Source organism: Mesorhizobium sp. WSM4849 (genome assembly GCF_055811385.1).
In genome coordinates this window covers 119,517-144,240 of sequence record NZ_JBVVPW010000012.1, presented here as the reverse complement: position 1 = coordinate 144,240, position 24,724 = coordinate 119,517, and the positions used below count along the sequence as shown (strand labels likewise).

The window sequence follows — 24,724 nt, the reverse complement described above, 5'->3', positions numbered from 1 at the left end:
AAAACCGGACGGGAAGACCCGGCCGGTTGTGCTCGCGATTCTGGTATCAGGCTAGGAGGGCCTTATAGGGAAGAGTTTTGCCTGATGTAACCCCCTAAAATGCGAGTAGGGCAGTAGGGCAGTAGGGCAGTGGTTCGAGCGCCTTTTAAACATATTGCCCTACTGCCTTACTGCCTTATTCCCCTTAGCCACTCATCCCCCAGCGCCAGGTCGTCGGTAATCTCGAAGCGTTCGGAAACGCCGACACGGATCAGGTTCAGGCTGCCCTCGCGGGTGTAGCGGAATTCGCCTGATGCATTCGAACCGGCGGGCCGACCGGCCTGGAAGCTGATGACGCGGGTGCCGCCATCGGGCCAGGTCACGGTCACCTCGGCTTTGTCGCCCGTGTGGACAACGCCCGCCTTGCAGCTGGTCATCGGCTGGCCGACATAGCGGGCACAGGGAATCTCGTTGCGGGCACCCAGCGCCGGCGCGGGCCGCCCTGGCGGCTGCAGCCGCGCAACGGTTTGTGCATTGGCCGGAGCCGCTGCATTGGCGGCGCGATTTTGGCTCGCTTTCGCCGCCGCGGGCGTCTGCATCTCCCCGGTCGAAGGATTTCCGCTGGCAGCGAGCGCCAGGCGGTAAGCGTCCTCGATGGCGGCCCTGCCGATTGCCTCAGCGGCTGTCATTGTGGTTTCGGGATCGGTCGCGCCCAGGCGCGCTGTCAGGTCGGGCAGCGGCTGGTCTGCGGTCGGATCAGTATCCGCATCCGAAACGGCCACCGGATTCTCGGGGTTCAGGTAGCGCGCAGGAGCCCATCCGGCCAGCTGCGGGTTTTCGATTTCTGCAACCTTGCACCAGCGGTAGCCATTGACGTCGTTGCAGCCGAGATTGTTCACGCTCGTACCATTCGGCAGCCGAGCCTTGATCTTGCCCATCGCCGATGCCGTGGCGCGGACGTTCAGGAGATCGCCTGGAGCGAGGTCGGTCACGATGGACACGACCGGCGCCTCCTCGGCCCTGGCCGGCAGCAGCGCCGTCAACAGGAGAGGGGCGGCAGTGAGCGCGTACAGTGTCGTTCGGAGCGTAACTGTGCGCCTCATTATGTTGGCCGTGGCGATAGATTCATTACCGAAGGCGCGGCCAGGCACGGAAACGCCACCGCAGGCCAAGTCGATTTTATAAGGGACGACATGGCACTATGTAAGCCCGAAAATGCGGCTGCGACGTCAACGTGTTCAGTGTGCGGCATGAGCAAGCTCAGCGTGCGGCATGAACGCGTTTCCGCGTTCAGCCGGACATGAACGCGTTGCGTTCAGCCGGACATAAATCCGGTGCGCAGCGCGTGGGCCCATTCCGGCCGCCCCGCCTGTTCGGCTTGCCGCGCCGCCGCCTCGTGATCATAGTCGACGGCAATGGCCTCGAAGCGGTCGGGGCGGCCCGGCTCACCCAGTTCGACGATTCCGTAGCGTGCATGTGGGGAGCCTTGCTCGGAGACATGCGCCGGCGGTGTCGAATCGCCATAAGCGGGACAGCCGATGCTGCCCGGATTGAAGACGACCGGGCCGCCTGGGATTCGGATCAGCTCGCTGCGGTGACTGTGACCGCACAGCACTATGCGGCAAGCCGGATCGAGCGCGGCCAGCCGTCGCTTGATGGCGGCTAGTGGTGCTCGCACCAGCCGGCCATCTTCTATCGTGTCGGACAGATATTTTTCGTCGTGGTCGGGCTGGGCATGGAAGGCGGTCACCCCCGGCGCGATCTCCAGCGTGAGAGGCAAGGCGAACAGCGCCTCGCGCTGCGCCGATGTCAGCCGTTCCTGCGCATAGCGGTCGGACGGCCACATGGCTTCATCGGCGGCGTCGCGGGCGACGCGGCGGTCGTGATTGCCGCGCACCGTCGGCAAGGCGAGCGCTTCAAGCCGCTCCATGGTTTCGCGCGGCCAGAGCGGGCCGGAGACGCAGTCCCCGAGATTGACGATGAGGTCAGCACTGCCGCGCTGCCTGAGATCGTCGAGCACGGCGTCCAGGGCGACGATATTGCCGTGAATATCGGCGAGGACGGCAATGCGCATATGGGTAGCTCCGTTGGGTCGACGAATGACTGGTCGGGAAGGGCGGGCCTGGCAGACTTTGGTTCCTCTCCCCTGTTACACCAGGGCTACCGCAGCTGGAAAGCCGAGGCTTTCGCTCTACGATGTACCCCACCCCTAACCCCTCCCCACAAGGGGGAGGGAGACTTCCGTTGGCGCTGATAGTCGTGTGTGTGTCTTCTGCTGGCGTGGCATTCAGCGGTGACGTTGGCGTGTCCGCCGCGCGGCGTTCCCTCCCCCTTGTGGGGAGGGTTAGGGTGGGGGTCCACCTTCGCAAGAATCCAAACGCGGTTGCCCTGCCTGTTACACGGGGGCGAGTTACGGCCTCAGGCGCGGACTTCGATCTCGGGGGCGCCTACCGCGGGCAGCGCCATATCGTTGGCGGCAGCGGCAATGACGCTATCGAGCAGCCCCGGAAAGCGGGCATCGAGATCGTCGCGGCGCAGCGTGATCAGCCGGCTGGTGCCGACCACCTCGGTGCGGGTGACACCGGCTTCGCGCAATTTGGCCAGATGGTAGCTGAGATTGGTCTTCGAACCGAGATCGAGGAACTGGCTGCAATTCAGCGGCACGCCTTCCTTGCTGGCGAGATAGCGCACAATGGCCAGCCGGGTGGGATCGCCGAGCACGGCAAGAACGTTCGACAGGCTGATTTGGTCGGCGGCGGGGTGGGGCAGTGTCATGCCGGAGAACTAAGCGCAATCAGGACCGATTTCAACGCATCTCCTCCTTGGCGGATGCACGCAGTTTCTACCTGCTGCCACCTTGTCCTGACATAGAGCTGTCAGGAGAGTTCCGCTATTCTCGGGTGGCTTCATTGACACCATGCCCCATTATGTACAATTGTTCAATAACTTTTGAACTAAGGATTTGCCGCTATGGACAAGCGCCTCATCTGGCTTGCGCTCGGGTCTTTCACGATCGCGACCGAAGGTTTCGTCATTTCAAGCCTGTTGCCGGACATCGCGGCCGATGCCGCCATCTCCGTTCCACTCGCCGGCGCGCTGATCACCGCCTTCGCGCTCGCCTATGCGCTCGGCACGCCGATCCTGGCGACGCTGACCGGCGAATGGGACCGGCGGCGCGTCATCTTATGGACGCTGGTGTTTTTCGTGCTGGGCAATCTGGCGGCGGCGCTGAGTTCCTCTTTCGAATTGCTGCTGATCGCGCGCATCGTCATGGCGCTGTCGTCCGGCCTGTTTGCGGCGACGGCGCAGGGGACGGCCGTGGCGCTTGTCGATGATCATCACCGCGCCCGCGCCATTGCCGTCGTCGTCGGCGGCACTACGGTGGCGGTGGCGGTCGGCGCACCGCTCGGCGCGCTTGTCGCGACCGTTGCCGGCTGGCGCGGCACGTTCTTTGCCATCGCCGGGCTCGGCGCGCTGGCCGGCGCAATCCTGTGGTACCGGCTGCCGCGCGGCATTGTCGGCACCAAGCTGCCGCTCAGGCAGCGGCTGGCCGCAATCCTTCGCCCCGGCGTGCCATCGATCCTGCTGACCACGCTGCTGGCGCTCACCGGCGCCTTCACGGTCTTTGCCTTTGTCGCGCCGCTAGCCATCGAAGGCGGCGGCTTGAGCCCGATCGCGCTGCCCGGCATGCTGCTTGCCTTCGGCGTCGGCGCCGTTATCGGCAACATCGCCGGCGGGCAGGCTGCCGATCGCTTCGGCGCGACGCGCACCGTCAGCTGGTCGCTGGCGCTGAGTGCGGTCATGCTGGTCATGCTTTCGGTCATCCCGGCATTCCTGCCGCAAAGCATCGCCGGGCCGGCGCTGATGGCCATGATGGTGCCGTGGGGCATCGTCGGCTGGGCCTTCCCGCCGGCGCAGGCCAGCCGCATCATCAGGCTGGCGCCCGACGCCGCGCCCATCGTGCTGTCGCTCAACGGTTCGGCGCTCTATCTCGGCGTGGCGCTGGGCGCCGTCGTCGGCGGCGCAGTTTTGCGCTATGGCGCGCCAGCCGATCTCGGCCTGGTCGCAGCAGTGTTCCCGATCCTGGGTCTTGGCGTCATGCTGGCCGGCCACCGGGCGGCGCGGGCGATTGCCATGCCGGCGGAGTAAGTCTGACTACCGCCGGCCGTCCGAGACCTCAGGGCGCTGCCGGCGGTATACCAAAATCCAGCGCGGCGATGTTATCCAGCGCCGCGCGCAGCCTTGCCGCCTGCTCCTTGTCGACCATGTCCTCGAAACGCTGCTGGGCTACGCCGCCTGAACATCAGCATCTATGCTGGCTGCCACATCGGAATGATCGAGGCGGCCAGCAGCAGCCCAAGCACGGCGTTGAGCACGCGCCACTGCCGCTCGGTTCTGAGCAACCGCGCGAGCAGCGTGCCCGCCACGCACCACCCCGACAGTGACAGCGCGGCTGCCAGGCCGAAGACCGTGCCGAGCAGAAAGGCGAGCTGCAGCGGTCCGTTGGCGAGGGCGGCAAAGGATGCCGCCGCTCCCAGACCCATGGCCCAACCCTTGGGGTTCATCCATTGCAGGCCCGCGCCACTGAAAAAGCTGTTCGGCTTGGACATGGCCACGTCCAGATTGGGTGGACCGCTGCGGCCGATCTTCCATGCGAGCCAGATCAGATAGAGCGATCCGGCTATCTTCATCGCCAGCTGCAGGGACGGAGCCGCCGCCAATAGGCCGGCGAGCCCGGCCGCACCTGCCGCGGCCACCGTGGCCAGGCCGGCCGCACTTCCGGCCATCAGCGGAACAGAGCGGCGAAAGCCGAACTGTGCCCCGGACGCCGTCGACAAGGTCGTGGCCATGCCGGGCGTGGAAGTCGAGACCAGCGCAAACAGGACGAGCGGAAAGATGGTCTCAAACATGCCGTTTCCTCTGTTGGGAACCAGCATGCTAAGCATGAGCGTGCATCAGTAAATGCAATGTTTGTCATATTTGGCATTAGAGAATATAATACAAGCCATGATCCGCAATCTCGACACGGCCCTGATCCGGACCTTCGTCACCGTCGCCGACACGGCCAGCATGACGGCGGCGGCGAACGCGCTGCACCTGACGCAGGGCGCCGTCAGCCAGCAGATCAGGCGGCTGGAGGAGGTTCTCGGCTGCAGCCTATTCGAGCGCGACCGGCGCGGCCTGAGACTGACCCGTTCCGGGGAGCGACTGTTCGGTAAGGGCAAGCGCCTGCTCTCCCTGAATGACGAGATCTGGGCCGAGATGGCGACCAGTGCGGTCGCGGGTGAGGTGCGGTTGGGCGTGCCATACGACCTTGTCGGCACAATGCTTGCGCCAGTGCTGAAGACCTATGCCGAGACCTATTCGCAGGTCGAGATTTCGCTGGTCTGCGCCTCGTCGCCGGAGCTTACGGCGGCCCTGGCAGCTGGCACGATAGACCTTGCCGTAATCGAGGAACCGGTCGGTCCGTCCGCCGGCGAATGTCTCGCCATCGACCGGCTGGTCTGGGTCGGCGCCAAAGGCGGCATAGCCCGGCGCAAGCGGCCTTTGCCGGTTTCGATGGTGGCCGACACCTGCGCCTTCCGCCCAGCGGTGCTGGCGGCGCTCAACGAGCATGGGCTGGAATGGCGGACCGTGTTCGAGAACGGCAACCTCGACGCAACGACGGCGACGGTGCGTTCGGACCTGGCCGTCACCACCTGGCTGGCCTCCACCGTGCCGGCCGACCTTGATATTCTGGCCGCCGATCCGGAGCTTCCAGCCTTGCCGAATTTCTCGATCAATCTGCACCTGCCGAAGCATGGTGTCGGGCCGGCGGCGCGGGAATTTGCCGCGTGTATCCGCGACGGACTGGCCCGGCGGCAACAGGCGGCGTGATCGGCAAAATAGCAAGGGGACAGCTGGTGCCCGGCCATCCCCTGTTAACGCAATGCGCGGTCGCCTATTTCCAGTTCTTGCGCCTCTCGATTTCGGCCTCTGAAGGCTGTTGTTGGGCGAAGGACCCAGTCTTGATCTCACCGCCACGTTCATAGGTCGCCATGATGACGCCGGTGGTCGATGCCTGTGAGCGGTTCAGCTTGAAAGCCGCCGGGATTGCGCCGCTGCCGAACAGCCGCTTGCCCTTGCCCAGCACCAGCGGGAAGGTCAGCAGGCTGATCTGGTCGATCAAGTCATTGGCGAGCAAGGTCTGGATCAGCTCGCTCGAACCCTGGACGAGCAGGTCGGGGCCGTCCTCCTGCTTGAGCTGGCGCAGTGCGGCCACGACGTCGTCGCCCAGCGACTGGCTGTTTTGCCACGACAGCGTATCGGGCCGGTGAGTGGCCACATATTTGGTGGCGGCGTTGAAGCTGTCGGCGATCGGACCGCTCTTCTGGTACGGCCAATGCGCGGCGAAGATGTCGTAGGTCTTGCGGCCGAGGAGCAGCGCGAAGGGTTTTGCGAAGATCTCACCGATAAAGGCGCCCCCGACGTCATCCCAGTAATGGAACGTCCAGCCACCGAATTCGAAGCCGCCGACCGGGTCTTCTTCCGGCCCGCCAGGCGCCTGCATGACGCCGTCGAGGCTGACGAATGTCGCAGTGATGATCTTCCTCATTGGATTCTCCCTTTTCATTATCCGGGCCGTCGGTGCCGGATTTCGGCCAAAGGACGTGCGAGCGGACGCCGGTCCGACAGGGCCGGAAAAAAGTTCCTGCGCTGCCGCGGGCGACGGGCAAGCATCGGATGCCTCGCCTCGGCGACGTCATTGCGACCGCCTGCCGCCAACATCTTGCGACGAGAACCAGACGTCGCCGATGATGGCAATGACGGTGCGGTTCGGTGCCTTGTCGGCCGTCAGCCAGATCGAACGGCTGCGTGCCGCCTTATCGCGGTCGAGGATCTTCAGTGCGGGAGTTGCCGCCGAGGCACCGATGCAAGGGATGAACCATGACCGCATGAACGGGTCGCAGGCAAAACCCTGCTCGGTGCGGGTTACCATCACCGCCAGGCCAACGCGCTCGGCCGGACGCCACGGAAAGACCATGCGGGCGCCGGGCTTCAGCGCCTTCAGCCACTCGGCCGGTGGTGCTGCGACGCCGGCATTGACATAGATGATGTCGGACGGTGGCAAGCTGCAGATGACCGCATCGCCATGGATGACGGTCACATTGCCATAGGCTTCGAGATTCTTTCTCGCGCGGTCGGCGAGACTGGATTCCAGTTCGAAGGCGGCGACTGCGCCGTCCGGCGAAACCAGCTGTGCCAGCAGAGCTGTGTAGTAGCCGGTGCCGGCGCCGACATGGGTGACCGTCTCGCCGGGTTTTGGCGCCACTTTGCCGATCCACATGGCGTGCAGGAACGGCTCGCCATTGTTGATGCCCTTGTCGGCGTCGAGTGACACCAGCACGTTCTGATAGATGTGAACAGGATCGGCACTCGGCGTTTCGACCTTGCCGTTGCCGGCGACGACCGTCCACGGCCCGGGCCCGAGAAAAGCTTCGCGCGACACCGCGGCGAAAGCTGCTTCGAGACGTGGATCGGCCGAACCTGCATTGGCAGCCATCAGTCGTGCGTAGAATTTTCGGGCTTCGGCAATTCTGGTCATGTTGCGTCAGAAGATAGCGCAACCGGCCGAATTGTCGCGCTAGCCCCACGAGCTCACTCAATGCACGGCCGAGAAACCCTCAGCCGAAGCCGGCGAAGCGCGTCGCAGTGCGCTGGTCGAGGATTATGTCAAGCTCATCGCCGACCTGATCGAGGACGGCAACGACGCGCCAGGTCGATATCGCGGCGCGGCTCGGCGTCGCCCGGCCGACCGTGGCCAAGATGCCGACACGGTTGTGCTCGTTTACCCATCGTGGCGTGTGCCGAGGGCATCGAGCACCATGTCAGGGCCGAGACGCTAGAAGCGTTTCGCAACGCAATGACGGCGACACGCTAAGTCTACCGCCATTGCCGACAGTCCTGCCGGAACCGCCGCGTTGCCGCTGCGTTTGAGATCGTGCCACGCGATTGGCGCGAGGCCGAGGAAGATACCATGGGCATTGAACAGGCACCGACAGCGAAGGGCAAGCAAGCGGCCAAGGAATTGAAGCAGGCATCGGCGAAGGACGAACGCAAGACCGAAGCGGATACTGGACGCCCGCTCAAGAAGGGTGAGGCCCGCTTCGAGGAGCGCTCGAAGAGCTCGGACGGCAAGAGCGCGGGTACCAAGCAGAAGATCTGAGCTAGCCGCCAAGTCCGGACCAAAAAAGGCGCCGGCAGGCTTCTCAGCCGCGGGTGTCGTGCATCGATCCACCCCAGAGCCTGCGGCCCTTCATACGAAAAATACTGTGACTTGGCGCAACCATTGAGATAATTGTTTGTTGGGTCGGATCGGGCCATGAGATCGGCAGGTTACCGATACGCGCGTCGCGGAGAGTTGCCATGCTCTGGAAGGGTCGTCGTCAAAGTGACAATGTCGAGGACCAACGCGGCCAGGGCGGCGGGTTCAACCTGCCGCGCGGCGGCCCCGGCCGTCTCCGCATCCCGATCGGCGGCCGTTCCGGCGGCGGAATGTCGCTGTCGACTATCGTCATTCTCGTGGTTCTGTATTTCGGTCTGAAGGCCATTGGCATCGACCCTCTGCAGATCCTGGCCGGCGGCGGTGGCGGCTTGCTGCCAGGCGGCGATCAGATCACCGACAACAGCGGAGAACAGGGCGGTGGCACCGGCGCGCCGGCCTCCGACGAGATGAAGCAGTTCGTCTCGACGGTGCTGGCCGAGACCGAGGAGACCTGGACCGGCCTTTTCAAGGCCGAGGGCCTCACCTACGAAGACCCCAAACTGGTTCTGTTCAGCGGGCAAATCCGTTCGGCTTGCGGCTTCGCCTCTTCCGCGGCCGGCCCGTTTTACTGCCCCGGCGACCGCAAGGTCTATCTCGACACCACTTTCTTCCAGCAGCTCGACCAGCAATTCGGCGCCTCGGGCGATTTCGCCCAGGCCTATGTGATCGCGCATGAGGTCGGCCACCATGTGCAGAACATCACCGGTATCCTGCCCAAGTTCAATCAGATGCGGCAGCAAATGGGCGAGGCCGAGGCCAACCACATGTCGGTGCAGGTCGAGCTTCAGGCCGATTGCTTCGCCGGCGTCTGGGCGCATTTCACCGGGCAGAAGGGAATCCTGGAGCAGGGCGACATGGACGAGGCGCTGAACGCCGCCCAGCAGATCGGCGACGACACGATGCAGAAGAAGATGCAGGGCTATGTCGTGCCGGAAAGCTTCAATCATGGCACCTCGCAGCAGCGGCAGACCTGGCTGGCGCGCGGCTACAGGAGCGGCAAGCTTTCGGACTGCGACACGTTCAAAACTCCGATCTGAGGTGCTCGGACCTTCCTGTCGAATGACCGTTGAAGCGCCGGCGGTTATGCAGGGTTGTGGCCGCATTCATGTCGACAGTTGATGTCAGGATAAAAAAATCCTGGCGTGTTCCCTTATTGTTCTGAGCGGCTGACTCGCCTATAACGAGCCCTTCCGCCTTCGCTCCGAGGCGGCTCCAGGAGTCGATACCGTCATGATCGAAGCCAAAACCGCCAGGCGGGGCCTTGCGCTTGTTTTCACCACGCTGCTGCTCGACATCACCGGCATCGGCATCATCATGCCGGTGCTGCCGGCCTATCTGCAGGAGCTGACTGGCGTCGGCGTCAGCGAAGCGGCAATCGAAGGCGGCTGGCTGTTCTTCGTCTACGCGGCCATGCAGTTCCTGTTCGCGCCGCTGGTCGGCAATCTCAGCGACCGCTTTGGCCGGCGCCCGATCCTACTGGCCTCGGTGCTGACCTTCGCCATCGACAATCTGATCTGCGCGGTGGCCTGGTCGTATTCGGTCCTGTTCATCGGCCGGGTGCTGGCCGGCATCAGCGGCGCCAGCTATTCGACTGCCTCCGCCTTCATCGCCGATGTCAGCACCGACGAGAACAGGGCGAAGAATTTCGGCCTGCTTGGCATCGCCTTCGGTGTCGGTTTCATCATCGGCCCGGTGCTGGGCGGGTTGCTTGGCGAGTTCGGGCCGCGGGTGCCGTTCTGGGGCGCGGCGGTGCTTGCTCTCATCAACTTCATCGTTGGCTGGTTCTTCCTGCCGGAAACCCTGGAGCAGCACCACCGTCGGCGATTCGAATGGCGCCGCGCCAATCCTCTCGGCGCCCTCAAGCAGATGCGCAACTATCATGGCATCGGCTGGATCGGGCTGGTGTTCTTCCTGATGACGCTCGGCCACATGATGTACCCTGCCGTGTGGTCGTTCGTCGGCAGCTATCGCTACGGCTGGAGCGAACAGCAGATCGGCTTCTCGCTCGGCGTCTTTGGCCTCGGCGGCGCACTGGTGATGGGTTTTGTCCTGCCGCGCGTCATTCCACGGCTCGGCGAATGGCGGACCGCTGCCATCGGCCTTGCCTTTACCGCGCTCGCCGCCTTCGGCTATGCCGCAGCATGGAAGGGCTGGATGATCTATGCGGTGATCGTGGCGACCTGCCTCGAGGCGCTGGCCGACCCGCCGCTGCGGAGCCTGGCGGCGGCCAAGGTGCCGCCCTCCGCGCAAGGCGAATTGCAGGGTGCCATGACGAGCGTGTTTTCGATCACCAGCATCGTCACGCCGTTGCTTTATACCGGAATCTTCGCCTGGTTCACCGGGCCAAGCGCGCCGGTGGCGTTCGGCGGCGCGCCCTTCGTGCTCGGCGGCATTTTTCTTGCTTTGTCGCTGATCGCGTTTGTGCTCAGGGTCGAAAGACCGGTCGCGGTGAAGAACGTCACGACGGCGACGGTGGCCTAAGGGCCATGCGCACTAGGATTCAATCCATTCGCCCGGAATATCCAGTGCCTTCGCCAGCATCGCGCTGGTCTGCGCCGATGGCTTACGGCGATTGGACTCAAGATCCGACAGAAAACCCTGGCTGACACCGACCGTGGTCGCCAATTCGGCCTGCGTCAGGCGCCGCCAGTTGCGCAGCGCCTTGAGCCGGCTGGAGCCCCGCAGAATTTCCATGGTCACATCCGCAGGCAGGGGTTTTTCCGTTTTGAGACTAGCCTTTCGCTCGTCGTAAATCGCCACATCCGCAGCGTCTTCAAGAGCCTCTTCGGCCGCATGCAACAGAGCCTCGTAGTCCGCCTTTGGGATAACGACCAGCTCTTCTCCGGTTGGCGTCTTTATGATTTGCGGGGCGTTCATGGTGTCCTGTCCTGCTATGACCGACGGTAGGTTGTCGTTTTGCGTTTGCCGATATAGATCGCGAGGATCGTCGTGCGGTCTTCATCAAATATGACGCGGTAGCGACCGATCCGCAGTCTGTAGCCGTCCCTGCCAGCAAGGCGCTTGATATCTCCCCGCCCGCTGACGGCATAGGAGATCAGGCCTTCGGCGATCTGCTCGCGGACATCGGCCGGCAGGTTGTCGAGATCGCGAGCCGCCGACACCGAGAGGATGATCGTCTTCACGGTGATGATATCGCAGATTTATCGCGGAAAGTTAAGCGATATTATTGCCAGGGCTTCTCGCGTACAGATAGTCAGCGCTCTGCCAGCGCCGGCTCGCCGCGCTTTTCGCGGATGAGGTTGACGAAGCGGCGGAACAGATAGTGCGAATCCTGCGGGCCGGGCGAGGCTTCGGGATGATGCTGGACCGAGAACACCGGCCTTCCTGTCAGCGTGATGCCGCAGTTCGAGCCGTCGAACAGCGAGACGTGGGTTTCTTCGACTCCCGTGGGCAACGAGTCGGCATCGACGGCAAAGCCATGATTCATCGAGACGATCTCGACCTTGCCGGTGGTGTGATCCTTGACCGGATGGTTGGCGCCGTGATGGCCCTGATGCATTTTGGCGGTCTTGCCGCCCAGCGCCAGCGCCAGCATCTGGTGGCCGAGGCAGATGCCGAAGACCGGGATGTCGGTCTTCAGCAGGTCCTGGATGACCGGAACGGCATAGTCGCCGGTGGCTTCCGGGTCGCCGGGACCGTTGGAAAGAAAGATGCCGTCGGGCCGCATGGCGAGGATCTCCTCGGCGCCGGTGTTGGCCGGCACCACGGTGACCTTGGCGCCAAGACCGGCAAGCAGGCGCAATATGTTGCGCTTGACGCCGTAGTCGATGGCGACGACGTGCATGGACGGATCGATCTGTTCGCCAAAGCCCTCGTCCCAGACCCAGGGCGTCTCGCGCCAGACCGAGGACTGGCCGGAAGTGACGTCCTTGGCCAGGTCAAGCCCGATCAGGCCGGACCAGGCGGCGGCGCGGCGCTTCAGATCGTCGATGTCGAAGATGCCGTCGGGCGCATGCGCGATGACGGCGTTGGGCATGCCCTTTTCACGGATCAGCGCGGTCAGCGCACGGGTGTCGATGCCCGAAAGCGCGACGATGCCGCGTTTCTTCAGCCATTGGTCGAGACCAGCTGCGGCGCGATAGCTGGACGGGTTGGTGACATCGGCCTTGAACACGGCGCCGACAGCGCCGGCGCGGGCAACCGGATTGAGATCCTCGATGTCCTCGTCATTGGTGCCGATATTGCCGATATGCGGAAAGGTGAAGGTGACGATCTGGCCGGCGTAGGACGGGTCGGTGAGGATTTCCTGATAGCCTGTCAGCGCGGTGTTGAAGCAAACCTCGGCGACGGCGGAGCCGGTGGCGCCAAGGCCGCGGCCCTCGATGACGGTGCCGTCGGCCAGCACCAGCAAGGCGGTCGGCTTCTCGGTGGCCCAAGGGGGGGTCGACGCGGCGGTCATCGTTGCCATGGCGGCACTCCTAAAAGGCTGCACCCTTCAATCGGTCCGGCGAACCATTCTGCGCAGCAAACCGCGCGCAGCGGCGATTTCGCAGCCAGCGCGCGCAACAAAAATTCAGTTCATGCAAGGCCCAGTACATAGGGGAAGGCGCCAGAGCGGTCAATGACGCTACGCCCGCAGGCGCGATTTATTTCGTCGAACAATATCAGCGGTTTGCCGGGCGGCGTCGAATTGCCTTGGGGTTTCGGCACGGTTATTGTTCGTCGCATTCGAAGGAGAAAGCATCATGCGCGGCAAAATCGCCGAATCCCTGAAGAGCGCGATGAAGGCGCAGGACAAGCGCCGGCTGCCGACATTGCGGCTGATCCAGGCGGCCATTCACGATCGCGACATCGCCAATCGCGGCGCCGGCAAAGAACCGGCCAGCGATGACGAGATCCTGCAGATCCTGGCCAAGATGGTAAAGCAGCGCGAGGAGTCGGCCAAGGCTTTCGACGACGGCAAGCGGCCGGAGCTTGCCGCGCAGGAGCGCGACGAGATGGCCATCATCCGCGATTTCCTGCCGACGCAACTGGGCCAGGCAGAAACCGAAACGGCGATCCGCGCCGCCATCGCCGAGACCGGTGCCAGCGGCGTCAAGGACATGGGCAAGGTGATGGCTGCACTCAAGGAGAAATACGCGGGCCAGATGGATTTCTCCAAGGCGAGCGGCATCGTCAAGGGACTGCTGCAGTAGGGATTTTCCCGGCTGCAGCGATGCTCAAGGCCGTGAAGGAGGCGGCTGCAAGGAGCAGCGCTGGCCGGTTGTTGATGATCCTCAAGCGCCCTTTGGTTTCTGAGAGCGGGCGGTAGCTCGCCCCGACATGTTCAGTGCCACGGCGCCGCGAATGAGAGCCTTCAACGCCTCTTCATCGATCTTGTCGCCCTCATGGATATCGATAGCGCGCCTGGTGTTGCCTTCGAGGCTGGAGTTGAAGAGGCCTGAAGGATCCTCCAGCGAGGCGCCCTTGGCGAAGGTCATCTTGACGACATTCTTGTACGTCTCACCGGTGCAGATTATTCCGGCGTGCTCCCACACCGGAACCCCTCTCCACTTCCACTCCTCGACCACTTCGGGATCGGCCTGCTTGATGAGGGTTCTGACCCGAGCGAGCATCTCGCCCCGCCAATCGCTCAGCTCGTTGATTCTCGCATCTATCAACTGAGAGGGAGTGTCTCCTCCTGCTCCTTCCATCGAGCCGCTCTTCTTCATGGCTGTTGTCGCTTTGGTCATGATTGGTCCCAGTGGCTTTGAGAACGTTCGGCGTCCGGCGTCTCACGACGGCATCAATGCGGCAAGCCGTTTGCCGTTCCGGCGCGGGCGACAAACTCTCGACGTCGAGGAGGAACCTTCCTCCCTCCAGACCCGTTTTGCAACGAGGATCATACGAAAATGGAGCTTCGATTTTGGCGGCGCGTCTGTTGAACATTATCGGCGCCGCCACCAGCGCCGGCGCCTATTCGCCGGGGCAGGAACGAGCCCCCGCGGCGTTTCGGCGACATGGGCTCGCAGAAGCGCTCGCGAGCCGAGGCAGAGCCGTCAGGGACCATGGCGATGTTGCATCGTTCCGGTGGCGGCCGGATCCCTCGCGGCCGCAGGCCATGAACCTGGAGGCCGTGCGCGGGGCTTGTGACTTGGTCGCAAGCCACGTGGCGACGGCGATTGCAGCGCAGGAAGACGTGCTTGTCTTAGGCGGCGATTGTACTGTGGAGCTGGGAACGGTCGCTGGAGCGAACGCGGCCGGCGCGCGGATCGGACTCGTCTACATAGACTTTGACGCCGATCTCAACACACCTGACACGAGCGACGGCGCCTTGGACTGGACTGGTGTCGCTCATCTGCTCGACATCCCGGGACGCGAGCCTTCGCTCGCCGGGCTCGGCCCAACCCGTCCGATGCTCGTGCCTCAGCAGCTCCTCTATTTCGGCGTCGAGAATATCACTCCGCCCGAAGCCGCCGCCATCAGAGATAATGCGGTCAAGGTTATATCGCGTGAGGAGGCTTTGAGTGATATCGAGGCGGCGGCGGCGCGCGCGGCCGAATGGGCGGCGCGCTTTGACTGCGTGCTTATTCACTTCGATGTCGATGTGCTCTCCTTTATCGATTTCCCGATTGCTGAGAATGTGCGCCGTTGCGACGGTCTCAAACTGGAGCAAGCCGCCTTCGTGCTAAAGCAGTTAACCGCCCTGCAGCAATGGCGCGGCCTGACCGTCACAGAAGTTAATCCGGCCCATGCGCCAGACGAGCCCACCGCGTTTGCACGCTTGAATGAGGTTCTTGCGGATGCCCTTGGCTAATTCGCGATGCATCTCACAGTCGTTCGCCTGGCAATTGGCTGGCTTGCTTCACCCAAGCGGCGAACTGAGCTTCGTCGAGCTGGTCCTCATAAATATCGAGATAGCGCACTTCCTTGTGCTTGGACTCGCCGAGAGGAAGAGGACGCAGCGACGTGCCTCGGAAGAAGGTCACTTTGACGTAGCGGGTGAAGACGTGGAGCGACAGGAACCAGCCCTGGCCTTCGATGCCGTAAAACGGCGAGTTCCATTTGACTGCCTTGTGCACGCCCGGCACGGTGCGCTCGATGATCGCGTCGAGACGGCGCCCGATGTCGCTTTTCCAGCCCGGCATGGCCGCGATGTAGGCCTGCACGGGAGCGTCGCCTTCGGCCTTCGCGATCTGGGGGTTGCCGCCTGCGAGGAGGGTCGGCTTCGCGGCCTTGCCGGACTGCGGCTTCGGCGTCGCCTTGCGCGGTTTGGTCGCCTTCGTAGCGGCCCGCTCGGCGACGGCCTTCGCCGATTTCTCGGACGTGTTGCCGGCCATTGGGTTCACTCCAAGTGGTAGTGTGTAGTCGATGATATCTGATTTTAGAAAGCCGTCCCTGAAGATCAACTTCCGAATCCTGTTGATCTCCGCCCAGACCCGTAAATCTCGCCCCGCAGAAGGTGGTGCTGGCCAATGGCGGACGGCTCGTCGGGCGTTTCTTCGAGGATGCTGCCTATGGCGGCGCCGAAAGCCTACGCCGGATCGATTTGTAGAGTCTGCTGTCTACTCGGCTGCAGCCTGTAGCGGTGGCGTCGTGTTGCGGCGCCACTCCCAGACATGCGAGGCAAGCGCGACCGCCACGGCGACCAGCATGGCTATGGCGCCAACCACCGGCAGGCTGCGATAGCCATAACCGGCATTGAGCATGGCAGCGCCGAGCGAGGCGGCCAGCGCGATGCCGACATTGAAGCCGGCCGGGATGAGCGATGAGGCCAGGTTGGAGGCATCCGCCGTCCAGGTCAGGATACGGGTCTGGATCGGCGTGCCGATGGCAAAGCTGAGACCGCCCCAGATGATGATCGCCACCACCATCGGCACCGGGTACGGGCTGACGGCGTAAATGACGGCAAGCGTCACCGCCTGCATGAAAAGCATGGTGATGAGCGACGGCATCAGTTTCCAGTCGGCGAGCCGCCCGCCAAGGAAGACGCCGATCGTCGCGCCGACACCGTTGAGCAGGAGCACCCAGGGCACGAGGCTCTTGTCGAGGCCGGTGATTTCAAGCAGCGTCGGTGTGATGTAGGTGAAGAGGCCGAACTGGCCGATCATCAGCATCAGCATGAGGATCAGCGACGTCCAGACCTGCTGGCGTGCGAGCACGCGAACCTCGCTGCCGAAACTGACGGACTGGCGCGACGATCCCGTCTTGCGCGGCAGCAGCACGGTCATGGCAGCGATGGACGCCACTCCAAGCGCGCACATCACCCAGAACGTCGCGCGCCAACCCCATATGTTGCCGATCGCCGTGCCGGCCGGCACGCCGATGACATTGGAGACCGTGAGGCCCGACAGGATGAGCGCCACGGCCATTCCACGCTGGTCCTGGCGGACCAGGCCGACCGCGACCACCATCGCGACGCCGAAATAGGCGCCGTGCGCCACGGCCACCGCAATCCGCAGCAGCAACATGGAGGCGAAGTCGGGTGCAAGGGCGCAGGCGGCCTGGCCGATGGTGAAGGCTGCGGCAAGGCCAACCAGCAAGGCCTTGCGGGAAATCGTCTTGGTGGCGAGCGTCAACAGCGGTCCGCCGATCGCGATCCCACCGGCGTAGCCGGAGACGAGGTAGCCGGCAGTTGGGATGGAGACGCCAAGGCCATCGGCAACTTGCGGCAGCACGCCGGCGATGACGAACTCGGTGGTGCCGAATGCGAATGCAGCGATGAACAGAGCGATAAGGGGAAGCATGGCGCTGGGAGGCGATCCTTGAATGAGATGGCCTCAAATCACGAGCGAGAGCCGCGAGCAATCCAGAAATTGTCGACGACGCTTTAGGTTTTCTTGATCGGTTCAGCCAGGCTCCGGCCGCATCCGGCAAGCGCTAGATGGTCGTCTTCCTCCCATAGGGAATTTTCAGCCACGCCCGCTCGTGAAAATAATAGAGCAGCGACTTGGTGATGACTTCGGTCAGGCCGATGGCCGCAGCGAGCTTGATGCTGCCTGTCACGACGAGCGAAATGATCATCGTGTCGATGGTGCCGGTGACGCGCCAGGAAAGCGCCTTGGCGAAACTGCGCGAGTGGGTATCCATTTACTTTTCTCCCGGCGGATTGACCGATCCTTAGAGCGCTTTGCGTTTGGTGGAGCCAAAACCGCGCCCCACGTCTTTGTTGAGGCATTCTGTCGGACGCCAAATGAAGGCGTCTGGCTGCAAAATGCTCTAGCCGACAGACGGGAGGTTGAGCAAAGGCTAATTTTCGCGGCTGGCTCGAAGCAATTGCCGCGCTGATGGTCGGGCAATTGGCTTCCGCCTGCAGGCCCAGTCTATCCCGCCTTCAGCCGCGAACCGGTGAGCAGGCCGCGTTCCTCGAGCACGGGATAGGCCATCGAGGCGAGCAGTGAGTTGATCTGCTTCAGGTCGCGGATGGTGTCGAGATGGATGGAACTGGTCTCGACGCTCTTGGCGGTGCCGTCGCGCAGCCGCACGAAATGGCTGGCGCTGGTCTCCTTCTCGCGGTCGCGCAGCCGGTCCTTTTCGAGCACCAGCTGGCGGGCGGTCTCCGGATCGCGCGAGACCAGCACGTTGAAGGCAAGCCGTGCGTTGGCGAGCACCGAGGCGTGGAAGGCGCTAAGCTCGCGCCAGCCCTCGGGCGTGAACTCCAGCCCGCGCTCGAGCTTCTTTCTGACATGCACCAGCATGTTGCGCACGATGATGTCGCCGACCTGTTCGAGCTTGACGCAGGCGCCGATCAACTCCTGGCAGCGCAGCGCCTCGTCCTCGCTCAGCGGGTTCCTGGTCACCTTGGCCAGGTAGAGCTTTATCGACGCATGTTTCTTGTCGACGCGGTCGTCGAGCGCGGCCAGCGCCTTGATCTTGTCGGCGTCGGCGCTCTCATAGAGCTCGATGATGCGCTTCAGCATGATCTCGACCGTCTCGCAGACCCGCACCACCTCGCGGGTGGCGTTGGCCAGCGCCTGGCTCGGCACGTCCAGGGCGCTGTCGTTGAGCGCGGAAAGCTCGACGACGTCGAGCGCATCGGCCGGCGCCGGTTTGGTGCCGAGCGCCACGATCTTTTCCGAAACGCGGTAGACGAGGCCGGCCAGTGGCAGGCCGGCAACCAGGATCAGGATGTTGAACAGAACATGCGCGTTGACGATCTGGTCGGGCACGGTGGCGCCGATAAAGGCGACCGGCGGCTTCAACCACATAAACAGGATCAGCATGGCCAGAGAGCCCATGCCGCGCATCAGGAGATTGCCGATCGGTACGACACGCACACCCGGGTCTGCGTTGCGGGTGAGCAGCGGTGCGATGATCGACGAGCCCAGATTGACGCCGAGCACCAGCACGATGCCAAGTTCGGGCGGGATGAAGCCGCGACCGGCCAGCGTCACCATCAGCAGCACCGCGGCGATCGAGGAATGAAACAGCCAGGTGACCAGCGCCGCCAGGAGATAGGCGGTGACCGGGTCGCTGGAAAAGTAATCGACGATGACCGGCATCAGCGTGCTCTGGCGCAGCGGCTCCGATGCCTGGCCGATCATCTCCAGCGACAATACCAGCAGGCCGATGCCGACCAGGATACGGCCGAACTGGCGCCAATCGCGCCGCTCGGTGGCCATGAACATGACAGTGCCGGCGACAAGACAGATCGGCACCAGCAGCGACAGGTCGAAGGTGAGCAGCTTGACCACCAGCGCCGAGCCGATCTCGGCGCCGCGCACGGCAAGCTGGCCCGATATGCCGCTGACAATGCCGGCGCCGGCGAAGGAGCCGACCAGCAAGGTAACGGCGGTGGAACTTTGCAGCGCGATCGCCAGGCCGCAGCCGGCCAGAACCGCCATGAAAGGATTGCGCATGGTGGCGCGCAGCTTGTGGCGCAGCACATCGCCGTAGGCGCGCTCGACGCCGGTCTTCACCAACCGGGTGGCAAACAGCATCAGCGCCACCGCGCCGGCAAGATGCAGCAAAACGACCGAACCGCTCATATCAGGCTCGCAGCCTGACAGGCGCCAGCGATACGGTCACCGTGACGGCAAAGGAGCAAAAGAGGGAGCGAATCAAGGGCATTACAAAGATCGATGCTACTCCGATTAATTTTAGCCGGATAATAAATTTTGCCCAATTCGGCCGGCTGTTGGTGCGCGACAGGGCGTGTCGGAAATGGATGGATCGCAAAATGGTTGCATTGCCGGCCGGCTTCCGGATGACCGCGCAGTCAGTGCAGGCGACACCTTCAGATCCGGTTTGAGTGGAGTGTTGAATTAGTTATTATAAATATATGAAATCATTACAAAAACGTAATTCTCATGTTCAGTTTCGGTTCATTCTTCGGGCCCTATTGCTTGGGTATCGACAACCAAGGAGTACCCGTGATGAAACGCATCATTCTTTCCGCAGTCGCCGTCTCGATGCTGGCTGCCACGTCGCTGCAGGGCCAGGCCGCGCCGCTGAACGTACCGAACGCGCCGCAGTCGACCCACAGCCAGGTCGACTGGAAGAAGCCGGACAGGCACGTGAAGAAGCGCGTCGTGGTGAAGAAGAAAGTCATCGTGAAGGGGAACCATTGGCGCAACGGCCAGAAATATTCGAGCTGGAAGCGTCACCAGCCGATCCGCGACTATCGCCACTATGGCCTGCGTCGTCCGGGCCGTGGCCAGGAATGGATCCGCGTCGGCAACGACTATCTCTTGGTCAGCGTCGTCTCCGGCATCATTTTCGGCGCGATCGCCGCGCACTGACCGTCGCCGGAATAGGAAAGAAGGCGGCCCGCAACGGCCGCCTTCTTTTGCCCTGTGAAAACCGGGTATGGTCCGCATTAGGAGTCGTCGGGTTTCGCCGGCGTGATTATATGGAGGACAAACGAGCCGTTCCCGATGCGCTTTCCACCTGCCTTCCTCGACGAGATACGCGACCGCGTGCCGATTTCATCGGTGATCGGCCAGCGCGTGGCGTGGGACAGGAAGAAGACCAACGCGCCGCGCGGTGATTATTGGGCGTGCTGTCCCTTCCATGGCGAGAAGAGCCCGTCCTTCCATTGCGAGGACAAGAAGGGCCGCTACCATTGCTTCGGCTGCTCGGTTTCGGGCGACCACTTCAAATTCCTCACCGAACTCGACGGGATGAGCTTTCCCGAAGCAGTCGAGAAGATCGCCGACATGGCCGGCGTGCCGATGCCGGTGCGCGATGCCCAGGAGGAACGGCGCGAAAAGGAACGCGCCAGCCTGACCGAAATCATGGAAATGGCGACCGCCTTCTTCCAGGAGCGGCTGCAAGGGCCGGAAGGCGCAAAAGCCCGCGCCTATCTGCGCGACCGCGGGCTGACGCCGGCGACGCAGCAGTCGTTCCGGCTCGGCTATGCGCCCGACAGCCGCAATGCGCTGAAGGAGCATCTTGCCGCCAAGGGCGTGCCCAAGGCCGATATCAAGGCATGCGGGCTGGTGCGCCATGGCGACGACGTTCCGGTTTCCTACGATTGGTTCCGCGACCGCATCATGTTCCCGATCCCGGACTCCAGAGGCAAGATAATCGCCTTTGGCGGGCGGGCGCTGGCAGCCGATGCGCTCGCCAAATACATGAATTCGCCCGACACCGAGCTCTTCCACAAGGGCAACGTGCTCTATAATTTCGCCCGGGCGCGCCAAGCGCTGGCAAAGGGGGCGCTGGCCAAGGGCGGCACGGTCATCGCCGTCGAGGGCTATATGGACGTGATCGCGCTGGCGCAGGCCGGTTTCGAGAATGTGGTGGCGCCGCTCGGCACCGCGCTGACGGAAAATCAGCTCGAACTCCTGTGGCGGATGGCCGGCGAGCCGGTGCTGTGCTTCGATGGCGACCAGGCCGGACTGAAGGCGGCGTGGCGCGCCGCCGACATGGCGCTGCCGGCGGTCCAGGCAGGCCGCTCGGTGCGCTTTGCGCTTCTGCCCGAAGGCAAGGACCCCGACGATCTGGTCAAAGCCGATGGGCCGGACGCGTTTCGCGCCGTGCTTTCCGAGGCGCGGCCGCTCGCCGACCTTTTGTGGGTGCGCGAAACGGCCGGCGGCATCTTCGACACGCCGGAACGGCGGGCGGAACTGGAAAAGACGCTGCGCGAACTGACCAGCCGCATCCGCGACGAGAGCTTGCGCTATCACTACCAACAGGAAATGCGCGAGCGGGTGCTAAGCTTTTTCGGCACCCAGCGTGGCGCGCGCCAAGGCTATCCAGGGGGGCGTCAAGATGGCCGGCCCGGCGGGCGCTTTCAGGGCAAGGGCTCAGCTCCTGGCGGACAGTTCGCACGCGGCGGCAATGCCGGTGGACGCACCGCGATTACCGAAAGCCTTGGCCGCTCGGCGCTAGTCAAGCGCGGCGGCGAGGGGATGTCGGTGCGCGAGGCGACGATCATCGCAGCCCTTGTCAATCATCCGGCGCTGATCGACGAGAATTTCGCACATGTCGAGTTCCTCGACCTCGCCAACACCGATCTGAAGCGATTGCATGCGGCCATTCTCGATGCGATGGCGCATGACATGGCCAACGACCGCAACGCGGTGATCGCGACCATCGAACGGGCGGGCTGCGGCGAGATCTGGGCGCGCGTGGTGGCGCTGATCAAACGGGCGCGGCAATGGCCGGCGCTCGAAACAGCCGGACTTGACGATGCCCGCGACGCCTTCAGCCAGGCGCTCCACTTGCAGCGCAGCGCGCGCACCTTACATAAGGAGCTGAAACAGGCGGAAGCGGCGCTCGCCAGCGATCCCACGGACGAAAACTACCGGCATCTCGTCGAGATCCAGGCGCAATTTCGTGATGTGCAGGCAACGGAAGCGCTGATCGAAGGGTTCGGCGTGTCTTCGGGCAGGGCCGGGCGGGTGTAGGTCGAAGCTTACGAAAGAGTGAAAGTGCAGAACCGTGCTTGCGCGTCGAATCAGCCGCGGCGCTTTAAGTCGGGTAATTGATTCGCTTTTTTCATGCGAATCATGCGAGAGGCGCTTGACCTTCGGGCAGAATGACGGAATCAGGACGATTCGAAACGTTAACCCGTGCCGGCGTCGACGGGAAATGCAGCGATGTGAGGTACCGGTCACTGGACAGGCAGTCAGCCTGCCACAGATACCAGGGTTAATCTGGACTTAACGAGAGATGCAGTTACTGGCCCGGGGAAGCGCGTTCTAGAGCGAGCGCATCTGATTTAACCGGTACGGCAGCTTACGCGGCTTGATACTTGGCCGCTTGGAGAAAATAAAGAATGGCGACAAAAGAAAAGGAAGAGGTCGAGACCGAACGTGAAGGCGCCACCGATGGCCCTCTGCTCGACCTTTCCGACGATGCTGTCAAGAAGATGATCAAAGCCGCCAAGAAGCGCGGCTATGTCACCATGGACGAACTGAATTCAGTGCTGCCCTCGGAGGAAGTGACCTCCGAGCAGATCGAGGACACGATGGCCATGCTCTCCGACATGGGGATCAACGTGGTCGAGGACGACGAGCAGGGCGAGGAGCCCGAAGCCGCCGACGCGGCTGCCGACGCCGAGGAAGACGCCAACGAACTGGCCGAGCAGACCGGTACCGCCGTTGCCGCGACGACCACCAAGAAAGAGCCGACCGATCGCACCGACGATCCGGTTCGCATGTATCTGCGCGAAATGGGCTCGGTCGAGCTTCTGTCGCGCGAGGGCGAAATCGCGATTGCCAAGCGCATCGAGGCTGGCCGCGAGACGATGATCGCGGGCCTGTGCGAAAGCCCGCTGACCTTCCAGGCCATCATCATCTGGCGTGACGAGCTCAACGAATCGAAGATCCTCTTGCGCGAGATCATCGACCTCGAAGCGACCTATGCCGGACCGGAGGCCAAGCAGGCGCCGGTGGTCGAGCGGATCGAGGAAGCCAAGACCGAGGACAAGCCGCGCCGTTCGCGCGAGGACGAGGACGACATCACCAATGTCGGCGGCGACACGCGCGGTCTGACTGATGACGACGAGGAAGACGAGGACGAAGCCAGCCTGTCGCTGGCGGCGATGGAAGCGGAGCTGCGCCCGCAGGTGATGGAGACGCTCGACGTCATCGCCGACACCTACAAGAAGTTGCGCAAGCTGCAGGACCAGCAGGTCGAGAACCGGCTGGCTGCCGCCGGCACGCTGTCGCCCAGCCAGGACCGCCGGCTGAAGGAGCTGAAGGATCAGCTGATCAAGGCGGTGAAGTCGCTGTCCTTGAACACGGCGCGCATCGAGGCATTGGTCGAGCAGCTCTACGACATCAACAAGCGCCTGGTGCAGAACGAAGGCAAGCTGTTGCGGCTGGCCGAAAGCTATGGCGTGCGCCGCGAGGAATTCCTGAAGGAGTATCAGGGCTCGGAACTCGATCCCAACTGGACGCGCTCGATCGGCAATCTGACGTCGCGCGGCTGGAAGGAATTCACCAAGAACGAGAAGGACGCGATCCGCGACCTGCGCGCCGAGATCCAGAACCTCGCCACCGAAACGGCGATCTCGATCCTGGAATTCCGCAAGATCGTCAACCAGGTGCAGAAGGGCGAGCGCGAAGCCGCGATCGCCAAGAAGGAAATGGTGGAGGCCAATCTGCGCCTCGTCATTTCCATCGCCAAGAAGTACACCAATCGCGGCCTGCAGTTCCTCGATCTGATCCAGGAAGGCAATATCGGCCTGATGAAGGCGGTCGACAAATTCGAATACCGCCGCGGCTATAAGTTCTCGACCTATGCGACGTGGTGGATCCGGCAAGCGATCACCCGCTCGATCGCCGACCAGGCGCGCACCATCCGCATTCCGGTGCACATGATCGAGACGATCAACAAGATCGTGCGCACCTCGCGCCAGATGCTGCACGAGATCGGACGCGAGCCGACGCCGGAGGAACTGGCGGAAAAGCTCGCCATGCCGCTGGAAAAAGTGCGCAAGGTGCTGAAGATCGCCAAAGAGCCGATTTCGCTCGAAACGCCGGTCGGCGACGAGGAGGATTCGCATCTCGGCGATTTCATCGAGGACAAGATGGCGATTCTGCCGATCGACGCGGCGATCCAGGCCAATCTGCGCGAGACGACGACGCGGGTGCTTGCTTCGCTTACCCCGCGTGAAGAGCGCGTGCTCAGAATGCGCTTCGGCATCGGCATGAACACCGACCACACGCTGGAGGAGGTCGGCCAGCAGTTCTCGGTCACCCGCGAGCGCATCCGCCAGATCGAAGCCAAGGCGCTGCGCAAGCTCAAGCACCCGAGCCGCTCGCGCAAGCTGCGGAGCTTCCTCGACAGCTGATGCCGGGTAACGGATAGGCAATCTCTGAAGGGCGCTGCGCAGGCAGTGTGAGAATCGAAACGATCCCGCTGGTTGGCGGGGTCATTTCGATGATGCAGCCCTATGCGGATTGGGCTGATCTGAGATTGATGCTGCGGATGATGTCGTAGGCTAAAGCGCGTCGCGTTCGAACGGATTCATGCTACGCGCTTTAAGCTTTTGTTTTTATGCATGTCGTTATCGCAAAACCGCTGCGCACTTTTGCGCGACATGCA

The 24,724-nt window shown here is 63.2% G+C and carries 24 protein-coding genes and 3 pseudogenes; 13 read left to right on the top strand and 14 right to left on the bottom strand.

Annotation, left to right across the window (positions count from 1 at the left end):
* Positions 1-167: 167 nt before the first annotated feature.
* From AC0L3L_RS15830 to AC0L3L_RS15820, 3 genes are all read right to left on the bottom strand, one after another.
* A complete protein-coding gene (locus AC0L3L_RS15830; protein ID WP_473638255.1) occupies positions 168-1,082 on the bottom strand; it encodes an SH3 domain-containing protein in 915 nt (304 codons plus the stop codon).
* A gap of 212 nt (positions 1,083-1,294) precedes the next feature.
* Positions 1,295-2,053 carry a metallophosphoesterase family protein gene (locus AC0L3L_RS15825; protein ID WP_473638254.1) on the bottom strand — a complete coding sequence of 253 codons (759 nt, stop codon included), beginning with the start codon at positions 2,051-2,053 and terminating at the stop codon, positions 1,295-1,297.
* Positions 2,054-2,397: 344 nt separating this feature from the next.
* Complete coding sequence (locus AC0L3L_RS15820; protein WP_473638253.1) at positions 2,398-2,754, bottom strand: ArsR/SmtB family transcription factor; 357 nt, start codon at positions 2,752-2,754, stop codon at positions 2,398-2,400.
* 195 nt (positions 2,755-2,949) lie between these two features.
* Here AC0L3L_RS15820 and AC0L3L_RS15815 point away from each other — a divergent pair, with 195 nt between their 5' ends.
* Positions 2,950-4,128, top strand: coding sequence for an MFS transporter (locus tag AC0L3L_RS15815; RefSeq protein ID WP_473638252.1), 1,179 nt, complete (start codon positions 2,950-2,952; stop codon positions 4,126-4,128).
* Between the two features lie 161 nt (positions 4,129-4,289).
* Here the strand turns inward: AC0L3L_RS15815 and AC0L3L_RS15810 are convergent, their stop codons facing one another.
* Positions 4,290-4,889 (bottom strand): LysE family translocator, encoded by a 600-nt coding sequence (locus tag AC0L3L_RS15810; protein WP_473638251.1) that lies wholly within the window; start codon positions 4,887-4,889, stop codon positions 4,290-4,292.
* A gap of 97 nt (positions 4,890-4,986) precedes the next feature.
* On the opposite strand from AC0L3L_RS15810, the gene AC0L3L_RS15805 reads away from it, so the two are divergent.
* Positions 4,987-5,856, top strand: a complete 870-nt coding sequence (locus tag AC0L3L_RS15805) for a LysR family transcriptional regulator (RefSeq protein WP_473638250.1) — start codon at positions 4,987-4,989, stop codon at positions 5,854-5,856.
* A gap of 64 nt (positions 5,857-5,920) precedes the next feature.
* Here AC0L3L_RS15805 and AC0L3L_RS15800 read toward each other — a convergent pair whose 3' ends face one another.
* Positions 5,921-6,574 carry a dihydrofolate reductase family protein gene (locus tag AC0L3L_RS15800; RefSeq protein ID WP_473638249.1) on the bottom strand — a complete coding sequence of 218 codons (654 nt, stop codon included), beginning with the start codon at positions 6,572-6,574 and terminating at the stop codon, positions 5,921-5,923.
* A 147-nt stretch (positions 6,575-6,721) separates the two neighbouring features.
* Positions 6,722-7,564, bottom strand: coding sequence for a protein-L-isoaspartate O-methyltransferase family protein (locus AC0L3L_RS15795; protein ID WP_473638248.1), 843 nt, complete (start codon positions 7,562-7,564; stop codon positions 6,722-6,724).
* Positions 7,565-7,658: 94 nt separating this feature from the next.
* Here AC0L3L_RS15795 and AC0L3L_RS15790 point away from each other — a divergent pair.
* The 5 genes and pseudogenes from AC0L3L_RS15790 to AC0L3L_RS15770 form a co-directional block, all read left to right on the top strand.
* A pseudogene (locus AC0L3L_RS15790) lies at positions 7,659-7,803 on the top strand (manganese-binding transcriptional regulator MntR); the annotation flags it as partial.
* A gap of 22 nt (positions 7,804-7,825) precedes the next feature.
* Positions 7,826-7,900, top strand: a pseudogene (locus tag AC0L3L_RS15785) (manganese-binding transcriptional regulator MntR); the annotation flags it as partial.
* Between the two features lie 96 nt (positions 7,901-7,996).
* Positions 7,997-8,185, top strand: a complete 189-nt coding sequence (locus tag AC0L3L_RS15780) for a hypothetical protein (protein ID WP_473638247.1) — start codon at positions 7,997-7,999, stop codon at positions 8,183-8,185.
* 200 nt (positions 8,186-8,385) lie between these two features.
* A complete protein-coding gene (gene ypfJ / locus AC0L3L_RS15775) occupies positions 8,386-9,321 on the top strand; it encodes a KPN_02809 family neutral zinc metallopeptidase (RefSeq protein ID WP_473638246.1) in 936 nt (311 codons plus the stop codon).
* Between the two features lie 193 nt (positions 9,322-9,514).
* A complete protein-coding gene (locus AC0L3L_RS15770) occupies positions 9,515-10,765 on the top strand; it encodes a TCR/Tet family MFS transporter (protein WP_473638245.1) in 1,251 nt (416 codons plus the stop codon).
* A gap of 12 nt (positions 10,766-10,777) precedes the next feature.
* Here the strand turns inward: AC0L3L_RS15770 and AC0L3L_RS15765 are convergent, their stop codons facing one another.
* From AC0L3L_RS15765 to carA, 3 genes are all read right to left on the bottom strand, one after another.
* Positions 10,778-11,161, bottom strand: a complete 384-nt coding sequence (locus AC0L3L_RS15765; protein ID WP_473489207.1) for a helix-turn-helix transcriptional regulator — start codon at positions 11,159-11,161, stop codon at positions 10,778-10,780.
* Between the two features lie 14 nt (positions 11,162-11,175).
* On the bottom strand, positions 11,176-11,427 hold the full coding sequence (locus tag AC0L3L_RS15760; RefSeq protein ID WP_473489206.1) for a type II toxin-antitoxin system RelE family toxin: 252 nt from the start codon (positions 11,425-11,427) through the stop codon (positions 11,176-11,178).
* A 71-nt stretch (positions 11,428-11,498) separates the two neighbouring features.
* A complete protein-coding gene (gene carA, locus AC0L3L_RS15755; RefSeq protein WP_473638244.1) occupies positions 11,499-12,713 on the bottom strand; it encodes a glutamine-hydrolyzing carbamoyl-phosphate synthase small subunit in 1,215 nt (404 codons plus the stop codon).
* A 277-nt stretch (positions 12,714-12,990) separates the two neighbouring features.
* Between carA and AC0L3L_RS15750 the strand changes: the two genes are divergently transcribed.
* Complete coding sequence (locus AC0L3L_RS15750; protein ID WP_292163708.1) at positions 12,991-13,440, top strand: GatB/YqeY domain-containing protein; 450 nt, start codon at positions 12,991-12,993, stop codon at positions 13,438-13,440.
* Positions 13,441-13,521: 81 nt separating this feature from the next.
* Here AC0L3L_RS15750 and AC0L3L_RS15745 read toward each other — a convergent pair whose 3' ends face one another.
* Positions 13,522-13,977, bottom strand: coding sequence for a DUF1801 domain-containing protein (locus tag AC0L3L_RS15745; RefSeq protein ID WP_473489204.1), 456 nt, complete (start codon positions 13,975-13,977; stop codon positions 13,522-13,524).
* Between the two features lie 56 nt (positions 13,978-14,033).
* Between AC0L3L_RS15745 and AC0L3L_RS15740 the strand changes: the two genes are divergently transcribed.
* Positions 14,034-15,041: an arginase family protein gene (locus AC0L3L_RS15740; RefSeq protein ID WP_473638243.1), complete on the top strand. Its 1,008-nt coding sequence runs from the start codon at positions 14,034-14,036 to the stop codon at positions 15,039-15,041.
* 13 nt (positions 15,042-15,054) lie between these two features.
* Here AC0L3L_RS15740 and AC0L3L_RS15735 read toward each other — a convergent pair whose 3' ends face one another.
* Positions 15,055-15,564, bottom strand: coding sequence for a DUF1801 domain-containing protein (locus AC0L3L_RS15735; RefSeq protein WP_473529641.1), 510 nt, complete (start codon positions 15,562-15,564; stop codon positions 15,055-15,057).
* A 95-nt stretch (positions 15,565-15,659) separates the two neighbouring features.
* On the opposite strand from AC0L3L_RS15735, the pseudogene AC0L3L_RS15730 reads away from it, so the two are divergent.
* Positions 15,660-15,779: pseudogene (locus AC0L3L_RS15730) on the top strand (GNAT family N-acetyltransferase); the annotation flags it as partial.
* 10 nt (positions 15,780-15,789) lie between these two features.
* Here the strand turns inward: AC0L3L_RS15730 and AC0L3L_RS15725 are convergent.
* The 3 genes from AC0L3L_RS15725 to AC0L3L_RS15715 all read right to left on the bottom strand — a co-directional run bounded on the left by AC0L3L_RS15725 (position 15,790) and on the right by AC0L3L_RS15715 (position 19,212).
* The gene (locus AC0L3L_RS15725; RefSeq protein WP_473638242.1) at positions 15,790-16,971 is read right to left on the bottom strand and encodes an MFS transporter; all 1,182 of its coding nucleotides are present in this window, start codon (positions 16,969-16,971) and stop codon (positions 15,790-15,792) included.
* A 133-nt stretch (positions 16,972-17,104) separates the two neighbouring features.
* Entirely contained in the window at positions 17,105-17,314 is a 210-nt protein-coding gene (locus AC0L3L_RS15720; RefSeq protein WP_095491496.1) for a DUF2061 domain-containing protein, read from the bottom strand.
* 233 nt (positions 17,315-17,547) lie between these two features.
* Positions 17,548-19,212 carry a Na/Pi cotransporter family protein gene (locus tag AC0L3L_RS15715; protein WP_473489200.1) on the bottom strand — a complete coding sequence of 555 codons (1,665 nt, stop codon included), beginning with the start codon at positions 19,210-19,212 and terminating at the stop codon, positions 17,548-17,550.
* A gap of 387 nt (positions 19,213-19,599) precedes the next feature.
* Here AC0L3L_RS15715 and AC0L3L_RS15710 point away from each other — a divergent pair, with 387 nt between their 5' ends.
* The 3 genes from AC0L3L_RS15710 (at position 19,600) to rpoD (ending at position 24,470) form a co-directional block, all read left to right on the top strand.
* Positions 19,600-19,965: an RcnB family protein gene (locus tag AC0L3L_RS15710; RefSeq protein ID WP_473489199.1), complete on the top strand. Its 366-nt coding sequence runs from the start codon at positions 19,600-19,602 to the stop codon at positions 19,963-19,965.
* Positions 19,966-20,100: 135 nt separating this feature from the next.
* Positions 20,101-22,077 carry a DNA primase gene (dnaG, locus tag AC0L3L_RS15705; protein ID WP_473638241.1) on the top strand — a complete coding sequence of 659 codons (1,977 nt, stop codon included), beginning with the start codon at positions 20,101-20,103 and terminating at the stop codon, positions 22,075-22,077.
* Positions 22,078-22,448: 371 nt separating this feature from the next.
* Complete coding sequence (gene rpoD / locus AC0L3L_RS15700; RefSeq protein ID WP_029350162.1) at positions 22,449-24,470, top strand: RNA polymerase sigma factor RpoD; 2,022 nt, start codon at positions 22,449-22,451, stop codon at positions 24,468-24,470.
* Positions 24,471-24,724: the final 254 nt, after the last annotated feature.